We start from the raw sequence: 18,227 nt of genomic DNA, 5'->3' as shown, positions 1-18,227 counted from the left end.
GCCTCCTTTTCCACAACATATGCGAGATTTCCCACAAGCGACACCGGAACTGGGTGTCAAGTAGAATGCATGTCCTCGGCTATGATAGAATAGATTAGAAAAAAAGGAATGTTAGGAGAGAGACGCGCGGTGGAATGGATTTCTAATTTAGTTGGAACTCTGTTGGATTGGGTTCAGCAACTGGGGTATTTCGGCATTATGCTCGGCTTGATGATCGAGATTATTCCTAGTGAAATCGTATTGGCATACGGAGGCTACCTGGTACACACGGGCCGGATCAACTTTATCGGAGCTGTCGTATTTGGTGTTGTAGGCGGCGTTATCGCACAATTGTTCATTTATTGGATCGGGCGGTATGGCGGGCGTCCTATTCTCGAGAAGTACGGCAAATATATTTTTATTCATAAAAAGCATATCGACGTTGCCGAGAACTGGTTTTTGAAATACGGCCCTGGAGTTATTTTTAGCGCTCGCTTCATTCCGGTCGCAAGACACGCCATTTCGATTCCAGCTGGGATGGCCAAAATGCCGATTGGCAAATTTATAAGCCTGACCACCCTGGCCGTTATTCCGTGGTCGATTTTGTTCGTGTACTTGGGAATGCTGCTTGGGGATCAATGGAAGCATGTCGATGAGAAGGCGGGCCCTTATGTTGTACCAATTCTGCTAGTTGCGCTGGCTCTGCTTATCGTATATGTACTTATTAAGTGGTTTGGATCTTCCAAAAAGAAAGGAGATGCAAAATGACTATTAATCTGGCCCATAAGTTCGGACAAGGAATTACCCCCAGGCAATTTATGGAGGGGATGCAGAAGAACAAAGAGGAATTTGCGGCAGGATATGAGGGCTTTAACTGGATAAATGCAGACGATCGCGAGTTTTTTAAAAGCTTGAATTATCGCGATGACTTGCGTGTATTGATCCTCGCGGCTGATTGGTGCGGCGATGTTGTCCGCAGTGTGCCGGTAGTTTTTCGCGCACTTGAGGAGTCCGGTCTGGAGACAGAGGTACTCATCCTCGAACAGCATCAGGATACAATGGATCATTTTCTGACGATGGGAGGACGCTCCGTTCCGATTATTATTTTTGCGGATACGGGCGGACATGTGCTTGGCAGCTGGGGGCCACGCCCACAGCATGTACAGGCTTTAATGATTCAGTTTAAGCAGGAGAACCCGGACCGGGAGGCCCCTGACTATCAAGACAAGATCAGTGTAGTGAGACAACGGATGGCTGATAAATATAAGGAAGGGGGCGGAGTGAATGCGACGGTTGTATCCGAACTGCGCGCACTCATCTCCGGGTTTTAAATCATATGTTAAGAATAGAGACATTCTCCCTGGGACCTTTGCAGACAAATGCTTATTTATTGCGGGGAGAGGATGAAAATAGGGCGATTATCATCGATCCGGGCATGAATCCGGGGCCGCTATTGCGCAGGATCGAAGGATTGGAGATTGAAGCAATCCTGCTGACACATGCCCATTTTGATCATATTGGTGGAGTCGATGAGATTCGCAAGCTGAAGAATTGTCCGGTTTATTTGCATGCCCTGGAGAGCGATTGGCTGACGACGCCTGAGCTGAACGGTTCACTAATGTGGCCGCAGATCGGCGGTCCGATGGCGCTTGAGCCAGCCGAGTATGAACTCGCGGAGGGACAGAAGCTGCATCTGATCGACCACGAATTCACGGTATACCATACGCCGGGGCATTCGCCGGGCAGCGTCAGCTTCTTATGCGGCAAAGACCTGTTTTCAGGTGATGTGCTTTTCCGTATGGGGGTAGGACGAACGGATTTGCCAGGGGGTAGAGAGGTCGATCTGTATAATTCAATCCGTGGCAAGCTGTTCCAATTTGCAGATGATGTAATCGTCTATTCAGGACATGGACCTAAGACAACGATCGGTTATGAACGCGTAAATAATCCATATTTAACATAAGTTGGGCAAGGAACGACTTAACCAGCAAATTTGCAACAAATTTGTACACAAAAAGTACAAAGATACTGGACAAAAGTGCATACACTTGCTAGAATATAGACATTAAATATTTGTAACTTTTGCGAAGCACGCAAGCTGAGGAGTATTCCCGGTTTGCGTTCTTTTTTATGCCTGTTCAAGGGATCGGTTTTATTTGGTGATGCCAAGCGGGCATTTTTTGGACAACATCTATAGCGGTTTTTTAGCTTCTGGGATACATTGAACGGATTGTTCGAGAGGTAAAAGGAGGCAAATCAATGAAAAGCCGATTGTCGCATATTAGAGATGCGGGTCAGTCTTTGACATATTCACAGGATTATAAGAGGGAGAGTCAGAGTCCGGAGGATTCAAATCAATACATACATAATCAAGAACGGCTGCTCCTGTGGGATCGGCTTGTACTCCGTTCCGGTACAATTCGTCAGCCTTGGCATGAAAAGCTTTGTGAGCTTCGGAGGAGCCGAGATTAAGATTCCATTCTGCTTGGGCCGGGATAATTTAGCCGAAATATGATAAATAGTTAAGATGAACTGACACGTTAGAGCATTAGCAAGGACTGCTAATATTTCTGGGGTGTCTTTTTTCTGGCCCATCTTCTCAAAAAATTATGAGGGACAAAATATTTTTTAGGTGGATTGAACGAAATCGAATAGCAGATCGTAATATAGATGTTTACCGGTAAAACAAAAGGGGTGCTTGGATGGAGCTGATGAAGGAACGGATAATGGAGGCGCAAAACGGGGATGATGCAGCCTTGGCTTCGCTTATTCATGAGCACTATTCCTTCGTATTTAAATATTTGGTGAAGGTCACAATGGACACGAAGCTGGCTGAGGATTTAACGCAGGATACGATGCTGCGGTGTATTGAGAAGCTTGAGTATTATGACGGCAGCTCGTCCTTCTCCTCCTGGCTGATTACGATAGCTACGCGTCTGTTCATAGATCGAACCCGGCGTAAGAAGACGGAAAGGCAATGGCTGAAGAAGGAAGGCGAGGCACGCTCCTTACGCTGGCAATTCTCACATGTGCGTGAGGAATGGTCGGAAGCGCTGGAGCTGTTGTCCAGACTGCCGTCAGAGCAGCGAATCGCCATTTTGCTTAAGCATTACTACGGATACAGTTATGACGAGATCGGAGATATATTGAAGGTTTCTCCCGGAACGGTCAAATCCCGCGTTTCCTATGGACTTAGCGCGCTGCGAAAGGAGCTTAAAAACAATGGGACATAAACGCATATCCGATAACGAAGATCAGCTGCTTACTGATCTGCTTAAAGATTTTAAAAAAATCGATCAAGCGGTATCGCCGAATCAAAACTTTACTCCCGAGACCTGGATGGGGATCGTCCACGAAAAGCGCAGAGAGCGCAGACGTTGGAAACAGTGGGAAACAGTTCTGTTTGTCATCGTTGCGCTTATGCTGACCCTTGGTGGAAGTTGGTTCTTATATCGCGAGCCGCTGCTATTCGTCATGCTTCAGGTGACGGCCGCTGTGATCGGGCTTGGTGTCGTCGTATGGGCCATGCCTAAGTTCTGGAGGGAGGGGCGGGAATGAAAACGGACAGTTTGCCGCTGTGGGCCTGGTTGCTGATCGCCACGACTTTGTTAACCCAAGGCATTGGCATGTTCCTGGATGCGCGCAGAAGGGGTGGAAGGGCCTGGCTATGGGGACTATGGGGACTTACCAGCTTTCCGCTTCCCTCTGTGGTCTATTTGATCGTCGTATGGTTGTTTAGCCGGAGGAAGAAGATGTCCAGAAAATAAATAGGGACGAGGAAGTGAGGAGAGTATTGATGGGGATTCAGTGGCAGCTAATCGCCCCTGTTATTTTATTGCAATTAATACTGGTTGTCATTGCGCTCGTATCGCTGGCCAAGGCGGAGGCAGAAACGATTCGAGGCTCAAAGCTGCTGTGGGTCATCATTATTCTGTTTGGAAATATCCTTGGCAGCATCGTCTATTTCGTCGCGGGCAGAAGGGATTAGGGACATGATCATACAAGTTAATCAGTTAACGAGAAAGTTTGGGGAACGCACTACAGTGAAGGGAATATCCTTTGCCCTTGAGAAGGGCAGCTGTACAGCGCTGCTTGGTCCCAATGGAGCGGGCAAGACAACAACTTTGCGGATGCTGGCGGGACTGCTTTCGCCCAGCGGCGGAACAATTAGAAGGTCAGGGCACCAGAGTAAAGGACGATTCTCCAATAATTTTAGTCAGATCGGATACTTGCCGCAGCATCCGTCCTTTTATAAATGGATGAGCGGCCTGGAGTTTGTCGTCTACACAGCCAGACTTAGTGGAATGAGCAAGCTGGAGGCCAGAAGCGAGGCCGAGGCTGTCCTGGATCGGGTAGGTTTGAAATCAGCAGCTCGGCGTCGAATCTCCGATTACTCTGGCGGCATGAAGCAGCGCCTTGGTCTGGCACAAGCGCTTGTTCATCACCCGGATCTGCTGCTGCTTGATGAGCCGGTCTCAGCGCTTGATCCGGTTGGACGAAGAGAGGTTATGGAGCTGTTGCAGGAACTGAAGGGGGAGACGACGATCCTTATATCTACGCATGTCCTCCATGATGCCGAGGAAGTCTGTGATCGCGTGATGATGATGAGGGAGGGCGAGATTGTTGAGAACGGCGAATTGTCCGATCTGCTCGACAAGTACAGCTTGCCGGTACTGAATCTGCAGCTTGAATATCATAGCAGTCAGCATGCTGCGGACTGGCTGAAGTCGCTTCGTGAGCGTTCCTTCGTGCTGGAATATGAGCAGCAGGGTAGCGCTGCATCAATTACGGTCAGCGATATAAGGGAGGCCAGAGCGGTTATTTTATCTGAAGCGGCAGAGCGGCATATCCCTTTGCAGCGCTTCGAGGCAGGTTCATCCTCACTGGAGAAAATGTTTATGAAGGTGGTTCAGTCATGAGGAATACGCTGTTGCTTTATGGCAAGGAAATGCTGGAGATGAGCCGAAGCTATAAATTGCTATGGGTTCCCGTCGTTTTTATATTGCTTGGTGTTATGCAGCCGGTTGTAATGTATTATCTGCCTGAATTGCTGGCCTCTTCCGGGGATATACCTGCTGAGCTGGCAAGCACCCTTGCTGCGCCTAGCGCACCTGAGGTCATGGCTCAGGTGTTGAACCAATATAATACAATCGGTGTCCTTCTGGTTGTGCTTGCCGGTATGAATTTGGTTGCCGGGGAACGATACTCAGGAACAGCAGCCTTAATATTAGTTCGAAAAGTAAGCCCTGCACAATTTATCGTGGCCAAGTGGCTAGGACATATAACGCTTATCGCGATCTCGTATACGCTCAGTTATTCGGCGGCATGGTATTATAGCCGTATTATGCTGGGCAGCCTGGCATGGGAGACAACCCTTCAAGCCGGGGCGATCTATTTATGCTGGATGCTGCTGGCGGCCTCGATTGTGCTACTATTCAGCACAGTGCTGAAGGGGGGAGCGGCTGCGCTTGCTTCAATTCTGCTCCTGGTGGTGTTAACGATGACCCATAATCTGCTTCCTTCTTGGTTCAGCTGGAGTCCGGCCAAGTTGGCGGCAGATGCGATGAGTCTGCTTGGCGGAACGGGCACCGTAAATCTGGCTGGACCATTGCTTTTAACTGTATTGGCTGTCCTGTTATGTATTGCGGGAGCATCATATATTATGCGTAATCAAGTGATTCAGGATCAGCCTTAAATATCTGTCATTGACCCATAGGGCATCTATCCGGCAATTGAGAAAGCTTGCCGGATAGATGCCCTATGTTCCTTTGTTTTCCATCTGGTCTCCACAACGCTCCCCGACTTTGTTATACTTGTAGTTCCAGATAGTTGCGATATGTCAGCAGGAAGGTGAGTATTATGAACATGGATTTCGAACTGCTGTTACGGGTTCTGATCGCCGGAATCTGCGGTGTTACGATCGGTTTTGAACGCAAGAACCGCATGAAGGAAGCCGGGGTTCGTACCCATTTTGTTGTCTCGGTTGGTGCGGCATTGATGATTATTGTGTCCAAATATGGATTTCAGGACCAGATAGGCTGGAGCAATCTGTCTTTGGACCCATCAAGGGTGGCTGCAGGTGTGGTTAGCGGTGTAGGCTTTCTCGGTGCGGGTATGATCTTTATGCAGAAGAATACCGTTCGCGGACTTACAACGGCCGCAGGGATATGGGCAACCGCTGGTATTGGCATGGCGGTTGGCGCAGGGATGTATTTTATGGGAATCGGGGTTATGATCATTATCGTGATCGGGCAGCTCGTGCTGCATGGTCGCTTCAACTGGCTGGCATCTCCCAAGACCGAGAAGCTGCTGGTTACGATCGACAATGATGAAGCGATTATTCCCGGATTCATGGACAGATTGTCAAAGCGGCATATCTCGATTGTCGGCTTTGAAGCAGAACGTAAGGATAAGGAGATAGTTCTGCGACTTACTGTGCAATTCAAAGCGGGATCGGACATGGAGAAGTTGTTGTCATTTATGGAAGAAGAGAGCGTTGTTAAGAAAATGAAGATCGGGGAGTAGTCATTTCATAGCCGGATAATCGTTCATAGTAGAGATATCTTGCCCTTCTCTTTGTTTTTTAGTAGGATTATATAAAAGTAAGGAGAGCCCGCTTACAAAGCGTGTTCAATAATATATCTGAGTATATATCAGGGAGGTAAGACGATGCTGCCTTTGGGAGAGAGAATTGTAATCGTCGGCGATGCTTTTGAGCAGAATCTTCCTGTTGGGGAATATGGTTACGTCATTGCTTATGACCGTAATCCAGACAATGCTTTTGATTATCTTGTTCGGTCTCCAAAGACTGGACGGAATTATTTCGTCCCTTCGAGCGATATCGAATCCGAAGAACTGCTAACCCAGCAAGAAGTAGAGTGGACTACAAGAGAAGCTCTAATCGACTATGCTCTGGCTACTTATAATGAAAAACTGTTCATGCATATTATGAATGGGGAGAATGAAGAAGTAGAAGAGCAGGAGGAATCCGCCAAGGAACCTCTATCGCAGGCAGAGTTTATTAAGCAAGTGAATTTGCGAGCTTGGATATAAGTGTGTCCAACCTCTATGAGAGAGTCGGCCTGTGTAGGGCGGGCTCTTTTTTTCTGTATGGATAGATGGCTTTTATTTGGTTTCGCGTTAATGGATTGAATTGGACCTCATTCTACAATATAATTTTATTCATCCGAATAAAGGGAGGACGACTATGAGTATCCAGGTGCAAGACGTGGAACATGTTGCAAAGCTGGCCCGTCTGAAATTGAATGATGAAGAGCGGAAAATGTTCACTGGACAATTGAATGCGATTTTACAATATGCCGAGAAATTGAATGAACTCGATACGGAAAATGTGGAGCCGACGACGCATGTTCTGCCGCTTAGCAACGTCATGCGGGAGGATGAGGTTCATGAGAGCCTGTCGCAGGAGCAGGTATTCCGTAATGCGCCGGACGAGGAAGACGGACAATTTAAAGTGCCGGCCGTATTGGAATAGAAGAGGTTGTTCAAAAGCTCGCTTTGGATAAGGAAACCGTATCGAAGTCGCTTAAAGATGAACGACTGATGCAAGGTAGGTTTTCTTGCGATATAGAATTCCATCAGCTACGCTGATAACTTATAAATTCTATTTCTATCACGAAGTAACACGGGGAACATATTTCGGTGCTGAAAGTCGGTCTTTTGGAATGTGTAATTACAGATTAGTGCTGAAAATTTTGGAAGGAGGAAGATGGAGTGACGCTATTTGATTTGCGCTTGCAGGAACTACATAATCAGCTCAGCAAGAAGGAGCTGTCCGTAACGGATCTGGTAGGGGAAGCGTTCGCCAGAATTCAGGAACAGGATGAACGTGTAGGTGCTTATTTGACTTTAAATGAAGAGGGGGCCCGTGCTGAGGCGGCCCGCCTTGATAACAAGCTTGGCAGCGATGAAGCCAAAGGCTTGCTGTTCGGTTTGCCGGTAGGAATTAAGGATAATATGGTGACAGAGGGTTTGAGAACGACTTGTGCCAGCCAATTTCTGTCCAATTATAACCCGATCTATGATGCTACGGTTGTAACCAAGCTGAAGCAGGCTGAGACCGTGACGATCGGCAAGCTGAATATGGACGAGTTTGCCATGGGCGGCTCGAATGAGAATTCAAGCTTCCATCCGGTGCGTAATCCGTGGGATTTGACTCGAGTACCTGGTGGTTCCAGTGGCGGCTCGGCAGCGGCGGTTGCGGCGGGTGAAGCCTATTTCACTCTTGGTTCCGACACAGGCGGATCGATTCGTCAACCGGCATCCTATTGCGGAGTAGTAGGGTTGAAGCCGACCTATGGACTTGTATCGCGGTACGGCTTGGTCGCATTTGCATCTTCTCTGGATCAGATCGGACCCATTACGAAGAACGTCGAGGACGCCGCGTACGTACTGCAAGCTATTGCCGGGCATGACGCGAAGGATTCTACGTCAGCGAATGTGACTATTCCGGATTATGTGAGTGCATTATCGGGTGAGATTTCCGGGCTGAGAATTGCAGTGCCTAAGGAATATCTGGATGGGATTGATCCTCAGGTCAAGGCTGCTGTGCTTGAAGCGCTGCGGGTATTGGAAGGCCTTGGCGCTGTATGGGAAGAAGTATCGCTGCCACATACAGAGTATGCCGTAGCTGCTTATTATCTGCTGGCTTCCTCAGAGGCTTCATCCAACCTGTCGCGTTTTGATGGTGTGCGTTATGGAGTACGTACGGAGGAAGGCGGCAATCTGCTGGATCTGTATCTGGATTCACGCAGCCAGGGCTTCGGGCCGGAAGTGAAGCGGCGGATTATGCTTGGAACTTATGCCCTTAGCTCCGGTTATTATGATGCTTATTATTTGAAAGCACAGAAGGTCCGTACGCTGATCAAACAAGACTTCGATCGGACCTTTGAGAAATATGATGTCATTATCGGACCTACTGCTCCGACGACGGCTTTCCAGCTCGGTTCGCAGGTAGATGATCCGCTTACGATGTATCTCAACGATATTTTGACGATACCGATGAGCTTGGCTGGGGTGCCTGCCATGAGCGTTCCTTGCGGCTTTGCAGATGGCTTACCTGTTGGTCTGCAAATTATCGGCAAGGCATTTGATGAGAGCACAATTCTGCGTGTGGCTCATGCCTATGAGGCGCATACGGATCATCATAAACAACGCCCATCTCTATAAGAGATAGTTTAAAAGTCGCCTTTCGATAAGAAAACCGATTGAAGTTTTGTTTCCTTCGGAAACATCCCAGGTGCTCATCTAGGTTTCACCTATGATCAGCCCTCTCAGGCTTTAGCTTCATTTTAACCTTCTCGATGCTGAAAGATCCGACTTTTAAAACAGGTACTATAATGGATGGCGTCTGCTTAGACGCGCTTAAGTTGATGGGACCGCCCTTCGCAGCTTGCGATGAGGCAGTACTAAAGTTAGCAGGAGGATCGATATGTCAACATCTAAATATGAAACGGTGATCGGACTGGAAGTGCATGTGGAGCTGCATACGAAATCGAAGATTTTCTGCGGATGCTCCACGGAATTCGGCGCGCCACCCAACAGCCATACTTGCCCGGTCTGTCTTGGACATCCCGGCGTGCTGCCAGTGTTAAACCGCCAGGCGGTGGATTATGCGATGAAGGCGGCGATGGCGCTAAATTGTGAGATCGGTGATGTGTGCAAGTTCGACCGCAAGAACTACTTTTATCCGGATTCACCAAAAGCGTATCAAATCTCTCAATTTGATCAGCCGATTGGATTAAACGGCTATATCGACATTGAGATGGACGGATATACGAAACGCATTGGGATTACTCGTCTGCATCTGGAGGAAGATGCGGGTAAGTTAACGCATGTGGACGGCGGTTATGCTTCCCTGGTGGACTTTAACCGTGTCGGAACGCCACTTGTAGAAATTGTGTCTGAGCCGGATATTTCTACACCGGAAGAGGCGAAGGCTTATCTGGAGAAGCTGCGGGCTATTATGCAGTACTGCGATGTATCCGACGTAAAAATGGAAGAGGGTTCAATGCGCTGTGATGCGAACATCAGTCTTCGTCCTCATGGGCAGAAGGAATTCGGAATTCGTGCCGAATTGAAGAATATGAACTCCTTCCGCGGTGTACAACGCGGCCTGGAATATGAGCAGTATCGTCAAGCTGAGATTTTGGACGAGGGTGGGGAAGTTGTCCAGGAGACCCGCCGCTGGGATGACTCCCAGGGCAAGACTTTCTCGATGCGTGGTAAGGAAGAAGCCCATGATTATCGCTATTTCCCAGATCCGGATCTGGTTAAACTGTATATCGATGAGGATTGGAAGGCGCGGATTCGCGCATCAATTCCTGAGCTTCCGGATGCCCGTAAAGCGCGTTATACGAAGGACTATGGTCTGCCGGACTATGATGCCGCAGTGATTACATCCTCAAAGCCGCTCGCCGATTTGTTCGAGAGCAGTCTGGAGCATACATCTGATGCAAAATCCGTATCCAACTGGATGATGGGCGAATTGCTCGGCTATTTGAACAGCAACGGATTGGAATTGGCTGCAGTGAAGCTGACAGGCCAGGGGCTTGGTGAGATGGTCAACCTGATCGAGAAAGGGACGATCAGCTCCAAGATTGCCAAGACGGTCTTCAAAGAGATGCTGCAGAGCGGCAAGCTTCCACAGCAAATTGTTGAGGAGCAAGGCCTTGTGCAAATTAGCGATGAAGGTGCAATTCTGGCTATCGTGCAGGAAGTTGTGGCTAATAACCCGGCCTCTGTACAGGATTATCAGGCAGGCAAGGAGAAGGCGATCGGCTTCCTCGTGGGCCAAGTGATGAAGCAAAGCAAAGGAAAAGCGAACCCTGGACTTGTGAACAAGCTATTAATCGAAGTGCTGAAGCAATAGAGATCCGGCTTCAGCACGCTATCAAAATTATCAGATTCGGGCTGCGTAAAGGATGGGAAGCCATGTGATCAGATTGTTATCTCTTCAGGACCCGGACGTAGTGGAGCAGATATGGAGCCTGCAGCATATGGCTTACCGTCTGGAGGCATTGGCGATAGGACTTGCTTCATATCCGCCTCTGGGCGATACGTTCGATTCAATCAGGAGCAGTGGGGAAGATTTCTATGGATACTTATCGGATGAGCTGGAGGAGGATGGAGAAGTCGGGGAGCTGCTGGGCGTGATCTCAATTTCGGCAGAATCATCGGTCCATCTATCAGTTACCCGGTTAATGGTACATCCTGACCATTTGCGCGAAGGTATCGGAGCTGCCTTAGTGAGCTATGTCCTCGATCATTATGATGATATCCGGCATTTCTCCGTGACGGCGGGAACGCTGAATGCTCCGGCGGTATCCTTGTACCGGAAGTTTGGCTTCATGCCGGGAGAGACGGTAAGGTCGACGGCGGGTGTAGATCTGACGTTGTTTCATCTCGATCGCTAGTTACAGATGATGATTTTATAGATGTAGTTCAAAGAGTCAGCAAATAGCACACTTGTCTGTCGTGAGGCGGATAGGGAGTGCTATTTTTTTGAATTAGGAGAGCATTTCTTGAAAAGAGAAATTATTATAAATTACAAAGGGGCCTATTTCGGTTACAATTAGTCCAAGAGGGGAGGAGATGGTGTAAATGGAACCCTCAAATTTGTTGATAAGTCCGGAGGAGCTTAAGCAGAAGCATAAGGCTGGTTACAAACCAAGGCGGCGCAAAAGAAAATTCATCGCCTGTCTGCTCTCTGCCTTGTTCCCCGGCTTTGGTCATTTATATTTGCAAAAATTTATAAAAGGCAGTCTTTTTATAGATGTTTTCCTTATCGATTTGGCGCTGCTTGTGTACTTCTCTTCGGCTCATATGCGAATCAACGTGCCGCTGTTGCTCGTGCTTGGCTTGCTGGTGACCGTAGTATATTTCTATAGCATTTATGATGTTCTACAGACGACGGATGCTGTCAACGCTGGCTTGAAACGCAACGAAGAGAGCGAAGCAGCGGATCCAATGGGCTCGGAGGTAGGCGCATTAACCGGAATCATTCTGATCAGCGGAGGAATTATCGCTTTTATATTGCGAATGAAGCCAGTCTGGCTGGAGGGAATCATTCAGAATTATGGCAGCTACGGTATATCGGTAGCCATGATGCTCACGGGGCTCATCTGGATTGTCAGGGAGGGCAGGCGCCGTATATTTCGGCCAGGTCGGCTTACGGCTTCAGCAATATTGATTGCAGTCGCTGTGCTCATGTGGAGCGATGTTAGAAGCGGACAGGATGATATGCTCTTATTGCTTAAATGGTGGCCTCTGTTGCTGGTACTTGCTGGATTAGAGCTTATGCTGGCTATGATCTGGAACCGGAGGAAGGTATACAGACCAATTCGCAGACTGCGTATCGACTTCAAAGGGCTGCTCTTGTCGCTATGTATCGGCGCTTCGGTATTTGCCATTACGCAGCAGGATCATTATATGCATTTATGGAACCGGGTCAGCCTTGATCTTGCTTCTGCAGGCGCCGAGTTCAGCGGGGAAGAAGGATACAGGACGGACAAATCAGCTGTAGAGATTCCCATTGATCTGGACACTGGCAAGATAGTAGTGAACGGGATAAATGGCGACATCGATGTCAAGAGCGCAGAGATTAATGAGGTGATTCTGAAATCCACGATATGGATCGATCAGGCTTCCGAGGAGGAGGCGAGGGACCTTGCCGAGGATACTTCTGTTGTTGTGGGTGAAGGCAAGACGCTGGATTTATCGGTAAAAGATCATACCTATGGCGAGAGCGGCAGACGCCACCCGCGTGTGAATATAACGCTGATTGTTCCGCAGAACCGTTTCCTTGATCTCGATATTAGTACGACTAGCGGATCGATTACATTAACTGGACTTCAGGCGATGAATCAATTCAAGCTGCAGACCGGAGGCGGCAACTTTAAGTTCTGGGATATCGTCGGCGAGGTCTCGGCCAGAACTTTAAATGGCAGCGCAGAGCTGTATCGGATATTCGGCAACGTACAAGTGGATACGCAGGGCGGTAATATTAAAGCCAAAGGGATTGCCGGAGATGCAGCGCTATCTACGCTGGTCGGCAATATTTCGCTGGTCAACTCGCAGGGGAATATCAACGTTACGACCAAAAACGGAAATATTCAGGTTGATGCTGTTCCAGAGGAACTTAAGGCAGAATCGCTTAATGGCAAGATTCAAGTATCCTCGGCAGTTGTCGGCGGAGATTGGAATGTATACAGCGCTGTAGGAGAAATCAGCCTGGCGCTGCCGGAAATTGGTGATTATATGATCATGGGTTCAAGTGGATATGGGAATATCACGAGTAACCTGCCGTTTACTATAAATGGTAAAGAAATTTCCGGTATTTTCGGCAATGGCGATCATGAGATCCAGGTCGAGGGCAATAGCGACTTAATTGTGAATAGACGTTAACGTGGCAGCGCGGGCATAGAATGGGCCTCATTGGCTTTTCTTATCAAAAGTGGACTTTTTGCGTAACCTTTAATGTTGCGTTGACAAACGTTTTAACCTAACCGTACAATAACATTGCAGGGGTTAGTGCTTCTGCACTATCAAAAAGGCGGTGGACATAATGGCTTCGCGCGTTCAACATGCGTTAGAACAACTGAAAATGAATGGTGTCCGCATAACGCCGCAACGTCATGCCATCCTTAGCTATCTTATGGATACGATGGGACATCCAACCGCGGATGAGATTTACCGCGCACTGGAGCCTCGTTTTCCCAATATGAGCGTGGCTACGGTATATAACAACCTAAAAATGTTCATTGAGGCTGGCTTGGTCAGAGAGCTGACGTATGGCGATAGCTCAAGCCGTTTCGATGCCGATGTTTCTAATCATTATCATATTATTTGTGAAAAATGCGGAAAAATCGAGGATTTCACTTACCCTTCGCTGGACGAGGTAGAACGCAAGGCTGAAGAGGTAACCGGTTTTGAAGTACATGGGCACCGACTGGAGCTACACGGCGTGTGCAAGGATTGCCGTCGTAATCATTGATTTCACCTGATGTTTGAGAGAACGTGCAGGGTTCCTTCGGGGAATCCTTCACGTTTTTATTTTATTAGAGGTTCGGGGCTGCCAATTGTACTTATTGTACACGGACTATTAACGCAACGGAGGTACTATTATTTGAAGAACACAAGAAGCGCATATTACAGAGGCAGAAGGCGAAAGAGACGTGGCGTTAAATGGCTGTTTGGACTCATTCTTATTATTATTGGCGGTTATTTAATCTCTTCGCAATTTCTGCCAAATCGTCAGCATGTCGACCCGGATTGGAAGGGGAAATTTGACAAGCCTATTTTCTATGATGGAGCTATTATGGATTATTCTGCTCTGGGCTCAGAGGATTCGCTGAAGCTTCCTCTACCGATCATCCAAGAAGTGATCGACCCACATATCCGCTATGAGGAGGAGAGCAGGTCGGTGATTTTGACAACGCCTAAGAAGCTGGTCTTTCTGAAGACGGATGAGAAGACAGCGAAGGTGAACAATAAGCCGATGAACCTGTTGTTCTCTCCGGAAGAGAAGGATGGAGTGCTGTATTTACCTGTTCATTTGCTTAAGGAACTATATGGCGTAGAGATTCATGAAGATGCAGCCTCCGGAGCAGTCCTGCTGTATACGGCTGGGGAGAGTGTTCAGAAGGGTGAGGTGTCAGGACCTGCCAAGCCGAAGGAAAGCTTGAAATACCCGCTGCGGGTAGAACCGAACATTCATAAGCCAATTGTGGCAGACGTGAAGCCCGGTACAAAGCTTCGTATATTGGACCATGGAGATTACTGGTATCATGTGCAATTGGACGATGGATATACGGGTTACCTGCAAGCCAAGCATGTTAAGATTGGTGAATCGGTCGATATTCCGAAGGTAGCGGAAGAACTGTCGCCAGCCAAGCAGAAATGGAAGTCCAAAGTGGTGAACCTGACCTGGGAGGCAGTTTATGAGGTCGCTCCCAAGCCAGCGAATATCGGAGAAATGCCTGGAGTGAATGTTGTTAGTCCAACCTGGTTCTCACTGATCGATAAAGAAGGCAATGTGAAGAGCAAGGCGGATATCAATTATGTTAAATGGGCTCATGGGCGAGGCATGCAGGTATGGGGTTTGTTCAACAATAGCTTTGATCCAGATGTGACCTCTGGAGCGCTGGCCAGCTTTGACAATCGGATGACAACGATTCTGCAAATGCTGCAATATGCAAAATTGTATGATCTTGATGGGATTAATATCGATTATGAAAATGTATATACCAAGGATGGAGACAACCTGACCCAATTTATGAGGGAGCTGCGCCCGCTTGCCCAAGAATATGGCCTTGTCGTTTCGATCGATGTAACGCCAAAATCGAACAGTGAGATGTGGTCCGCGTTCCTGGATCGCAAATCGCTGGGTGAGATTGTAGACTATCTGATTCTGATGGCCTATGACGAGCATTGGGCGGCTAGCCCTGTAGCGGGCTCCGTAGCTTCTCTGCCATGGACAGCATCGTCAGCGAAACGGATTCTCGATGAGGATCTTGTGCCGCCTGAGAAGATGATCATGGCTGTGCCGCTTTACACTCGGGTATGGTCGGAAACAGAGAAGGATGGCAAGGTAGAAGTGAAGTCGAAGGCGATTGGCATGACCAAGGCTCAGAAGATTATTGAGGAGAAGAAGCTGAAGCCTGTATTCTCGGAGGAAGTCGGACAGAACTATGTAGAGTATACGGAAGACCAGGTGCGTAACCGGATATGGCTTGAGGATGAAGTATCATTGCAAGCGAGAGTGGAGTTGATCAAGTCTCTCAAGCTGGGGGGAGTCGCTTCCTGGAATCGCAGCTTTGCTTCGGACAAGGCCTGGGAGGTCTTGAAGGGAGTAACGCAGGCGAAATGATCCGGACCAAGGCAGATCCGAGGTCTGTAAAGCAGCTATAAGTCAGTTAAAAGAAGGCAAAAGGACCATCCATTCCGCTTATGCGTGAAGATGATGGTCCTTTTTTTGCGAATATTTATGTATGTTCTCGTTGACGTCTATTCATTTACGGTGGTTGCCGCGGCTTGCTGTTCCAGCTCTTCGGCAGTAATTGTCGCCTGCTCGGGATCGCGAGTCAGAATGGTCTTGCAGAACATGCAGCGGTCAGTTTTACCAAGCATTTTCGTTAATTTATGGCATTCGGGGCATTCTAACTGTACAGCGGAGGTCGAGAGCATACCGGCCCAGAAATAAACTGCCAGACTGGCTAGCATGGCGATCAATCCGATGGCAAGGCCTATAGCGGCGATAATCTTGCCGGACTGTCCCCAGAAGACGATGCCAGCTGTGCCTAACACCATCAGTCCCATTCCGAACATCGTCAGAAGCAGGCCCCACAAGCGAAACTCGTTAATTTTGCTGGATTTGAAGAACATTAGCAGCAACCTCTATTCTTATTTTAAATTTGAACTATATAAATGAAAGAATTGAATGACGCGATCCCTCTATAAGCAAGTGCGTGTTCTGAAAGTATGGTTTTTAGCACTAACCAGGCCAGGGAACGGAGCGTACGCTTTGTGTAAGTATGTACCAGAAGACCTGGACCTGACTGAATTCAAGATTCACTGCCGAATATGCTCTCCGTGTAGCTTTGTGTTAAAAATAGAATTTATTAGGCAATCTGTCGCAGCCGATGAAATTCTATATGTCAAGAAAGCCTGCCTTAGCATTGCAGTCATTCATCTTTCTACGACTTAGCTCGGTTTTCTTATCCAAAGCGAACTTTTTGAACAAACTCGCAAGAAGGAAACTTGAATGTGGTGTAGAACTATATTATATCGAATTGGCAAGGATACGCCAAGGTAGGAGGATACTGTGGAGCCGACCATTTTTTCTTTTCCGGATACAGATCGTTGCCCCGGGGCAATCGGAGCTATAGTCTATCGTCAAGAAGGGGAGCGCCATTCCCCGCTGCCGAATGATTTTGATTTACTAATCATAGCTGTCTGTGATGATCTGGAGGATGACGTCAGGATAGAACATTTTATCAACCGAGATGTGCGTTATCAATTGCTGCAGGTAGGGAAGAGCTGCTTGCTGCGTTCTCTTGTCTCCGGGGATCATCCAGATATTCTGCGCTGCTTCTTGCAGGGGGATGTGATCTGGGATGTTGAAGGAGAGCTCACAACGTTCCGCAGCGAGCTGATTCAATTCAAAGGGGACTTAAGAAGCCGTCGGCGCTTCAAGGAGTATTCACGTATGCTGCGAATGTACACTGAAGCCAAGCATTATGAGCAAGCAAAAGATCTTATGGACGCTTATTACTGCGTGATGCAGGCATTAAAGCATTATGCCAATATCGAATTGATCGAGCAGGGAATATTGCCGGAGAGTGTTACTTGGGAACAAATGCTTTCTTTGAACCCTGTGGTATATAAATTGTTTCATGAGCTTACCAATAGCCAGGAGACCTTGAGCCAAAGGATCGATCTCCTGCTACTAACCAACGAATTCGCGATTGTATCCAAGATGGAGGAGTGCTGTACACCTCTATTACGTGTGATGGAGTGCCGCAAAGATACGTGGAGCGTTCACGAGCTGTCCCAATTTCCTGAACTGAAGCATGCGAAGGAGGATCTTCCGCTTGTCCTTAGCAAGCTGGTGCATCATTCCCTAATAAAAGAGGTAACGTTAGCAGCGGCAAATGGTTATGGGGAAGGTAGAGAGATACGCTATAAGACATAGTTTTCAGGAGGGAATTGCCTTTGCTTTGGTGTAATGTTTTTCCAATAAATTTAATATGCTAAATTGCTTGACTCCCTAGGTAATTCTATGATAAATTAAATCTCGCCCCTGAAAGACAAGAAGATATTGAGTGTGGCAAACAAAAAATCTCAAAAAAACTTCTTGACACAAACGAGGCGAACATGATATATTATAAAGGTCGCTGCTGAGAACGAAAGCGACGCTAAAAACGAAGTTGATCTTTGAAAACTGAACAACGAGTGAGCGGGTTTCACGTCAAGTGAAATCTAAGAAATAAGTCAGATTCAAAATGAGCTAATCGCTCTTTTCAATGAGCAACACTTTATTGGAGAGTTTGATCCTGGCTCAGGACGAACGCTGGCGGCGTGCCTAATACATGCAAGTCGAGCGGACTTGATGGAGAGCTTGCTCTCCAGAGAGTTAGCGGCGGACGGGTGAGTAACACGTAGGTAACCTGCCTGTAAGACTGGGATAACTAGCGGAAACGTTAGCTAATACCGGATAATTTATTTTC

The 18,227-nt window shown here is 47.8% G+C and carries 21 protein-coding genes and 1 rRNA gene; 21 read left to right on the top strand and 1 reads right to left on the bottom strand.

Features of this window, described 5'->3' with window-relative positions:
• Positions 1-129 precede the first annotated feature (129 nt).
• The 19 genes from uptA (at position 130) to DMN77_RS16235 (ending at position 15,868) form a co-directional block, all read left to right on the top strand.
• Positions 130-747, top strand: coding sequence for an undecaprenyl phosphate transporter UptA (gene uptA, locus DMN77_RS16325; protein ID WP_068778346.1), 618 nt, complete (start codon positions 130-132; stop codon positions 745-747).
• On the top strand, positions 744-1,310 hold the full coding sequence (locus tag DMN77_RS16320) for a thioredoxin family protein (protein ID WP_179015710.1): 567 nt from the start codon (positions 744-746) through the stop codon (positions 1,308-1,310). The genes uptA and DMN77_RS16320 overlap by 4 nt, the downstream gene beginning before the upstream one ends.
• 5 nt (positions 1,311-1,315) lie before the next feature.
• Positions 1,316-1,942, top strand: coding sequence for an MBL fold metallo-hydrolase (locus DMN77_RS16315; protein ID WP_179015709.1), 627 nt, complete (start codon positions 1,316-1,318; stop codon positions 1,940-1,942).
• Between the two features lie 296 nt (positions 1,943-2,238).
• Positions 2,239-2,451, top strand: a complete 213-nt coding sequence (locus DMN77_RS16310; protein ID WP_068778343.1) for a hypothetical protein — start codon at positions 2,239-2,241, stop codon at positions 2,449-2,451.
• 230 nt (positions 2,452-2,681) lie between these two features.
• Positions 2,682-3,212 carry an RNA polymerase sigma factor SigY gene (gene sigY, locus DMN77_RS16305; RefSeq protein WP_068778342.1) on the top strand — a complete coding sequence of 177 codons (531 nt, stop codon included), beginning with the start codon at positions 2,682-2,684 and terminating at the stop codon, positions 3,210-3,212.
• Positions 3,202-3,537: a DUF5345 family protein gene (locus DMN77_RS16300; protein ID WP_179015708.1), complete on the top strand. Its 336-nt coding sequence runs from the start codon at positions 3,202-3,204 to the stop codon at positions 3,535-3,537. The genes sigY and DMN77_RS16300 overlap by 11 nt, the downstream gene beginning before the upstream one ends.
• On the top strand, positions 3,534-3,746 hold the full coding sequence (locus tag DMN77_RS16295; protein WP_179015707.1) for a sigmaY antisigma factor component: 213 nt from the start codon (positions 3,534-3,536) through the stop codon (positions 3,744-3,746). Before DMN77_RS16300 ends, DMN77_RS16295 begins: the two co-directional genes overlap by 4 nt.
• A 29-nt stretch (positions 3,747-3,775) precedes the next feature.
• Complete coding sequence (locus DMN77_RS16290; RefSeq protein WP_068778339.1) at positions 3,776-3,967, top strand: PLDc N-terminal domain-containing protein; 192 nt, start codon at positions 3,776-3,778, stop codon at positions 3,965-3,967.
• Between the two features lie 4 nt (positions 3,968-3,971).
• A complete protein-coding gene (locus tag DMN77_RS16285) occupies positions 3,972-4,898 on the top strand; it encodes an ABC transporter ATP-binding protein (RefSeq protein ID WP_218653010.1) in 927 nt (308 codons plus the stop codon).
• The gene (locus tag DMN77_RS16280; RefSeq protein ID WP_068778338.1) at positions 4,895-5,674 is read left to right on the top strand and encodes an ABC transporter permease; all 780 of its coding nucleotides are present in this window, start codon (positions 4,895-4,897) and stop codon (positions 5,672-5,674) included. The genes DMN77_RS16285 and DMN77_RS16280 overlap by 4 nt, the downstream gene beginning before the upstream one ends.
• Positions 5,675-5,838: 164 nt before the next feature.
• A complete protein-coding gene (locus tag DMN77_RS16275) occupies positions 5,839-6,504 on the top strand; it encodes an MgtC/SapB family protein (protein ID WP_306294256.1) in 666 nt (221 codons plus the stop codon).
• Between the two features lie 144 nt (positions 6,505-6,648).
• On the top strand, positions 6,649-7,032 hold the full coding sequence (locus tag DMN77_RS16270; RefSeq protein ID WP_068778337.1) for an ATPase: 384 nt from the start codon (positions 6,649-6,651) through the stop codon (positions 7,030-7,032).
• A gap of 154 nt (positions 7,033-7,186) precedes the next feature.
• Complete coding sequence (gatC, locus tag DMN77_RS16265; protein ID WP_068778336.1) at positions 7,187-7,474, top strand: Asp-tRNA(Asn)/Glu-tRNA(Gln) amidotransferase subunit GatC; 288 nt, start codon at positions 7,187-7,189, stop codon at positions 7,472-7,474.
• 239 nt (positions 7,475-7,713) lie between these two features.
• Complete coding sequence (gene gatA, locus DMN77_RS16260) at positions 7,714-9,168, top strand: Asp-tRNA(Asn)/Glu-tRNA(Gln) amidotransferase subunit GatA (RefSeq protein WP_179015706.1); 1,455 nt, start codon at positions 7,714-7,716, stop codon at positions 9,166-9,168.
• A gap of 262 nt (positions 9,169-9,430) precedes the next feature.
• The gene (gatB, locus tag DMN77_RS16255) at positions 9,431-10,870 is read left to right on the top strand and encodes an Asp-tRNA(Asn)/Glu-tRNA(Gln) amidotransferase subunit GatB (RefSeq protein ID WP_068778334.1); all 1,440 of its coding nucleotides are present in this window, start codon (positions 9,431-9,433) and stop codon (positions 10,868-10,870) included.
• Between the two features lie 64 nt (positions 10,871-10,934).
• Positions 10,935-11,414 carry a GNAT family N-acetyltransferase gene (locus tag DMN77_RS16250; protein ID WP_068778333.1) on the top strand — a complete coding sequence of 160 codons (480 nt, stop codon included), beginning with the start codon at positions 10,935-10,937 and terminating at the stop codon, positions 11,412-11,414.
• 187 nt (positions 11,415-11,601) lie between these two features.
• Positions 11,602-13,404 carry a DUF4097 family beta strand repeat-containing protein gene (locus DMN77_RS16245; protein ID WP_179015705.1) on the top strand — a complete coding sequence of 601 codons (1,803 nt, stop codon included), beginning with the start codon at positions 11,602-11,604 and terminating at the stop codon, positions 13,402-13,404.
• 160 nt (positions 13,405-13,564) lie between these two features.
• On the top strand, positions 13,565-13,993 hold the full coding sequence (gene perR, locus DMN77_RS16240) for a peroxide-responsive transcriptional repressor PerR (protein ID WP_068778331.1): 429 nt from the start codon (positions 13,565-13,567) through the stop codon (positions 13,991-13,993).
• Positions 13,994-14,125: 132 nt separating this feature from the next.
• The gene (locus tag DMN77_RS16235; RefSeq protein WP_256872444.1) at positions 14,126-15,868 is read left to right on the top strand and encodes a glycosyl hydrolase family 18 protein; all 1,743 of its coding nucleotides are present in this window, start codon (positions 14,126-14,128) and stop codon (positions 15,866-15,868) included.
• A 137-nt stretch (positions 15,869-16,005) separates the two neighbouring features.
• On the opposite strand, the gene DMN77_RS16230 is transcribed toward DMN77_RS16235, so the two are convergent.
• A complete protein-coding gene (locus DMN77_RS16230; protein WP_068778330.1) occupies positions 16,006-16,383 on the bottom strand; it encodes a YgzB family protein in 378 nt (125 codons plus the stop codon).
• A gap of 439 nt (positions 16,384-16,822) precedes the next feature.
• On the opposite strand from DMN77_RS16230, the gene DMN77_RS16225 reads away from it, so the two are divergent.
• Together DMN77_RS16225 and DMN77_RS16220 are read left to right on the top strand one after the other, a co-directional pair.
• On the top strand, positions 16,823-17,692 hold the full coding sequence (locus tag DMN77_RS16225) for a nucleotidyltransferase-like protein (protein ID WP_179015703.1): 870 nt from the start codon (positions 16,823-16,825) through the stop codon (positions 17,690-17,692).
• A gap of 343 nt (positions 17,693-18,035) precedes the next feature.
• Positions 18,036-18,227: ribosomal RNA gene (locus DMN77_RS16220) — 16S ribosomal RNA — on the top strand; the annotation flags it as partial.

This window comes from Paenibacillus sp. 79R4, assembly GCF_013393165.1.
GTDB lineage: Bacteria > Bacillota > Bacilli > Paenibacillales > Paenibacillaceae > Fontibacillus.
This window is presented reverse-complemented; position numbering and strand designations above follow the sequence as displayed.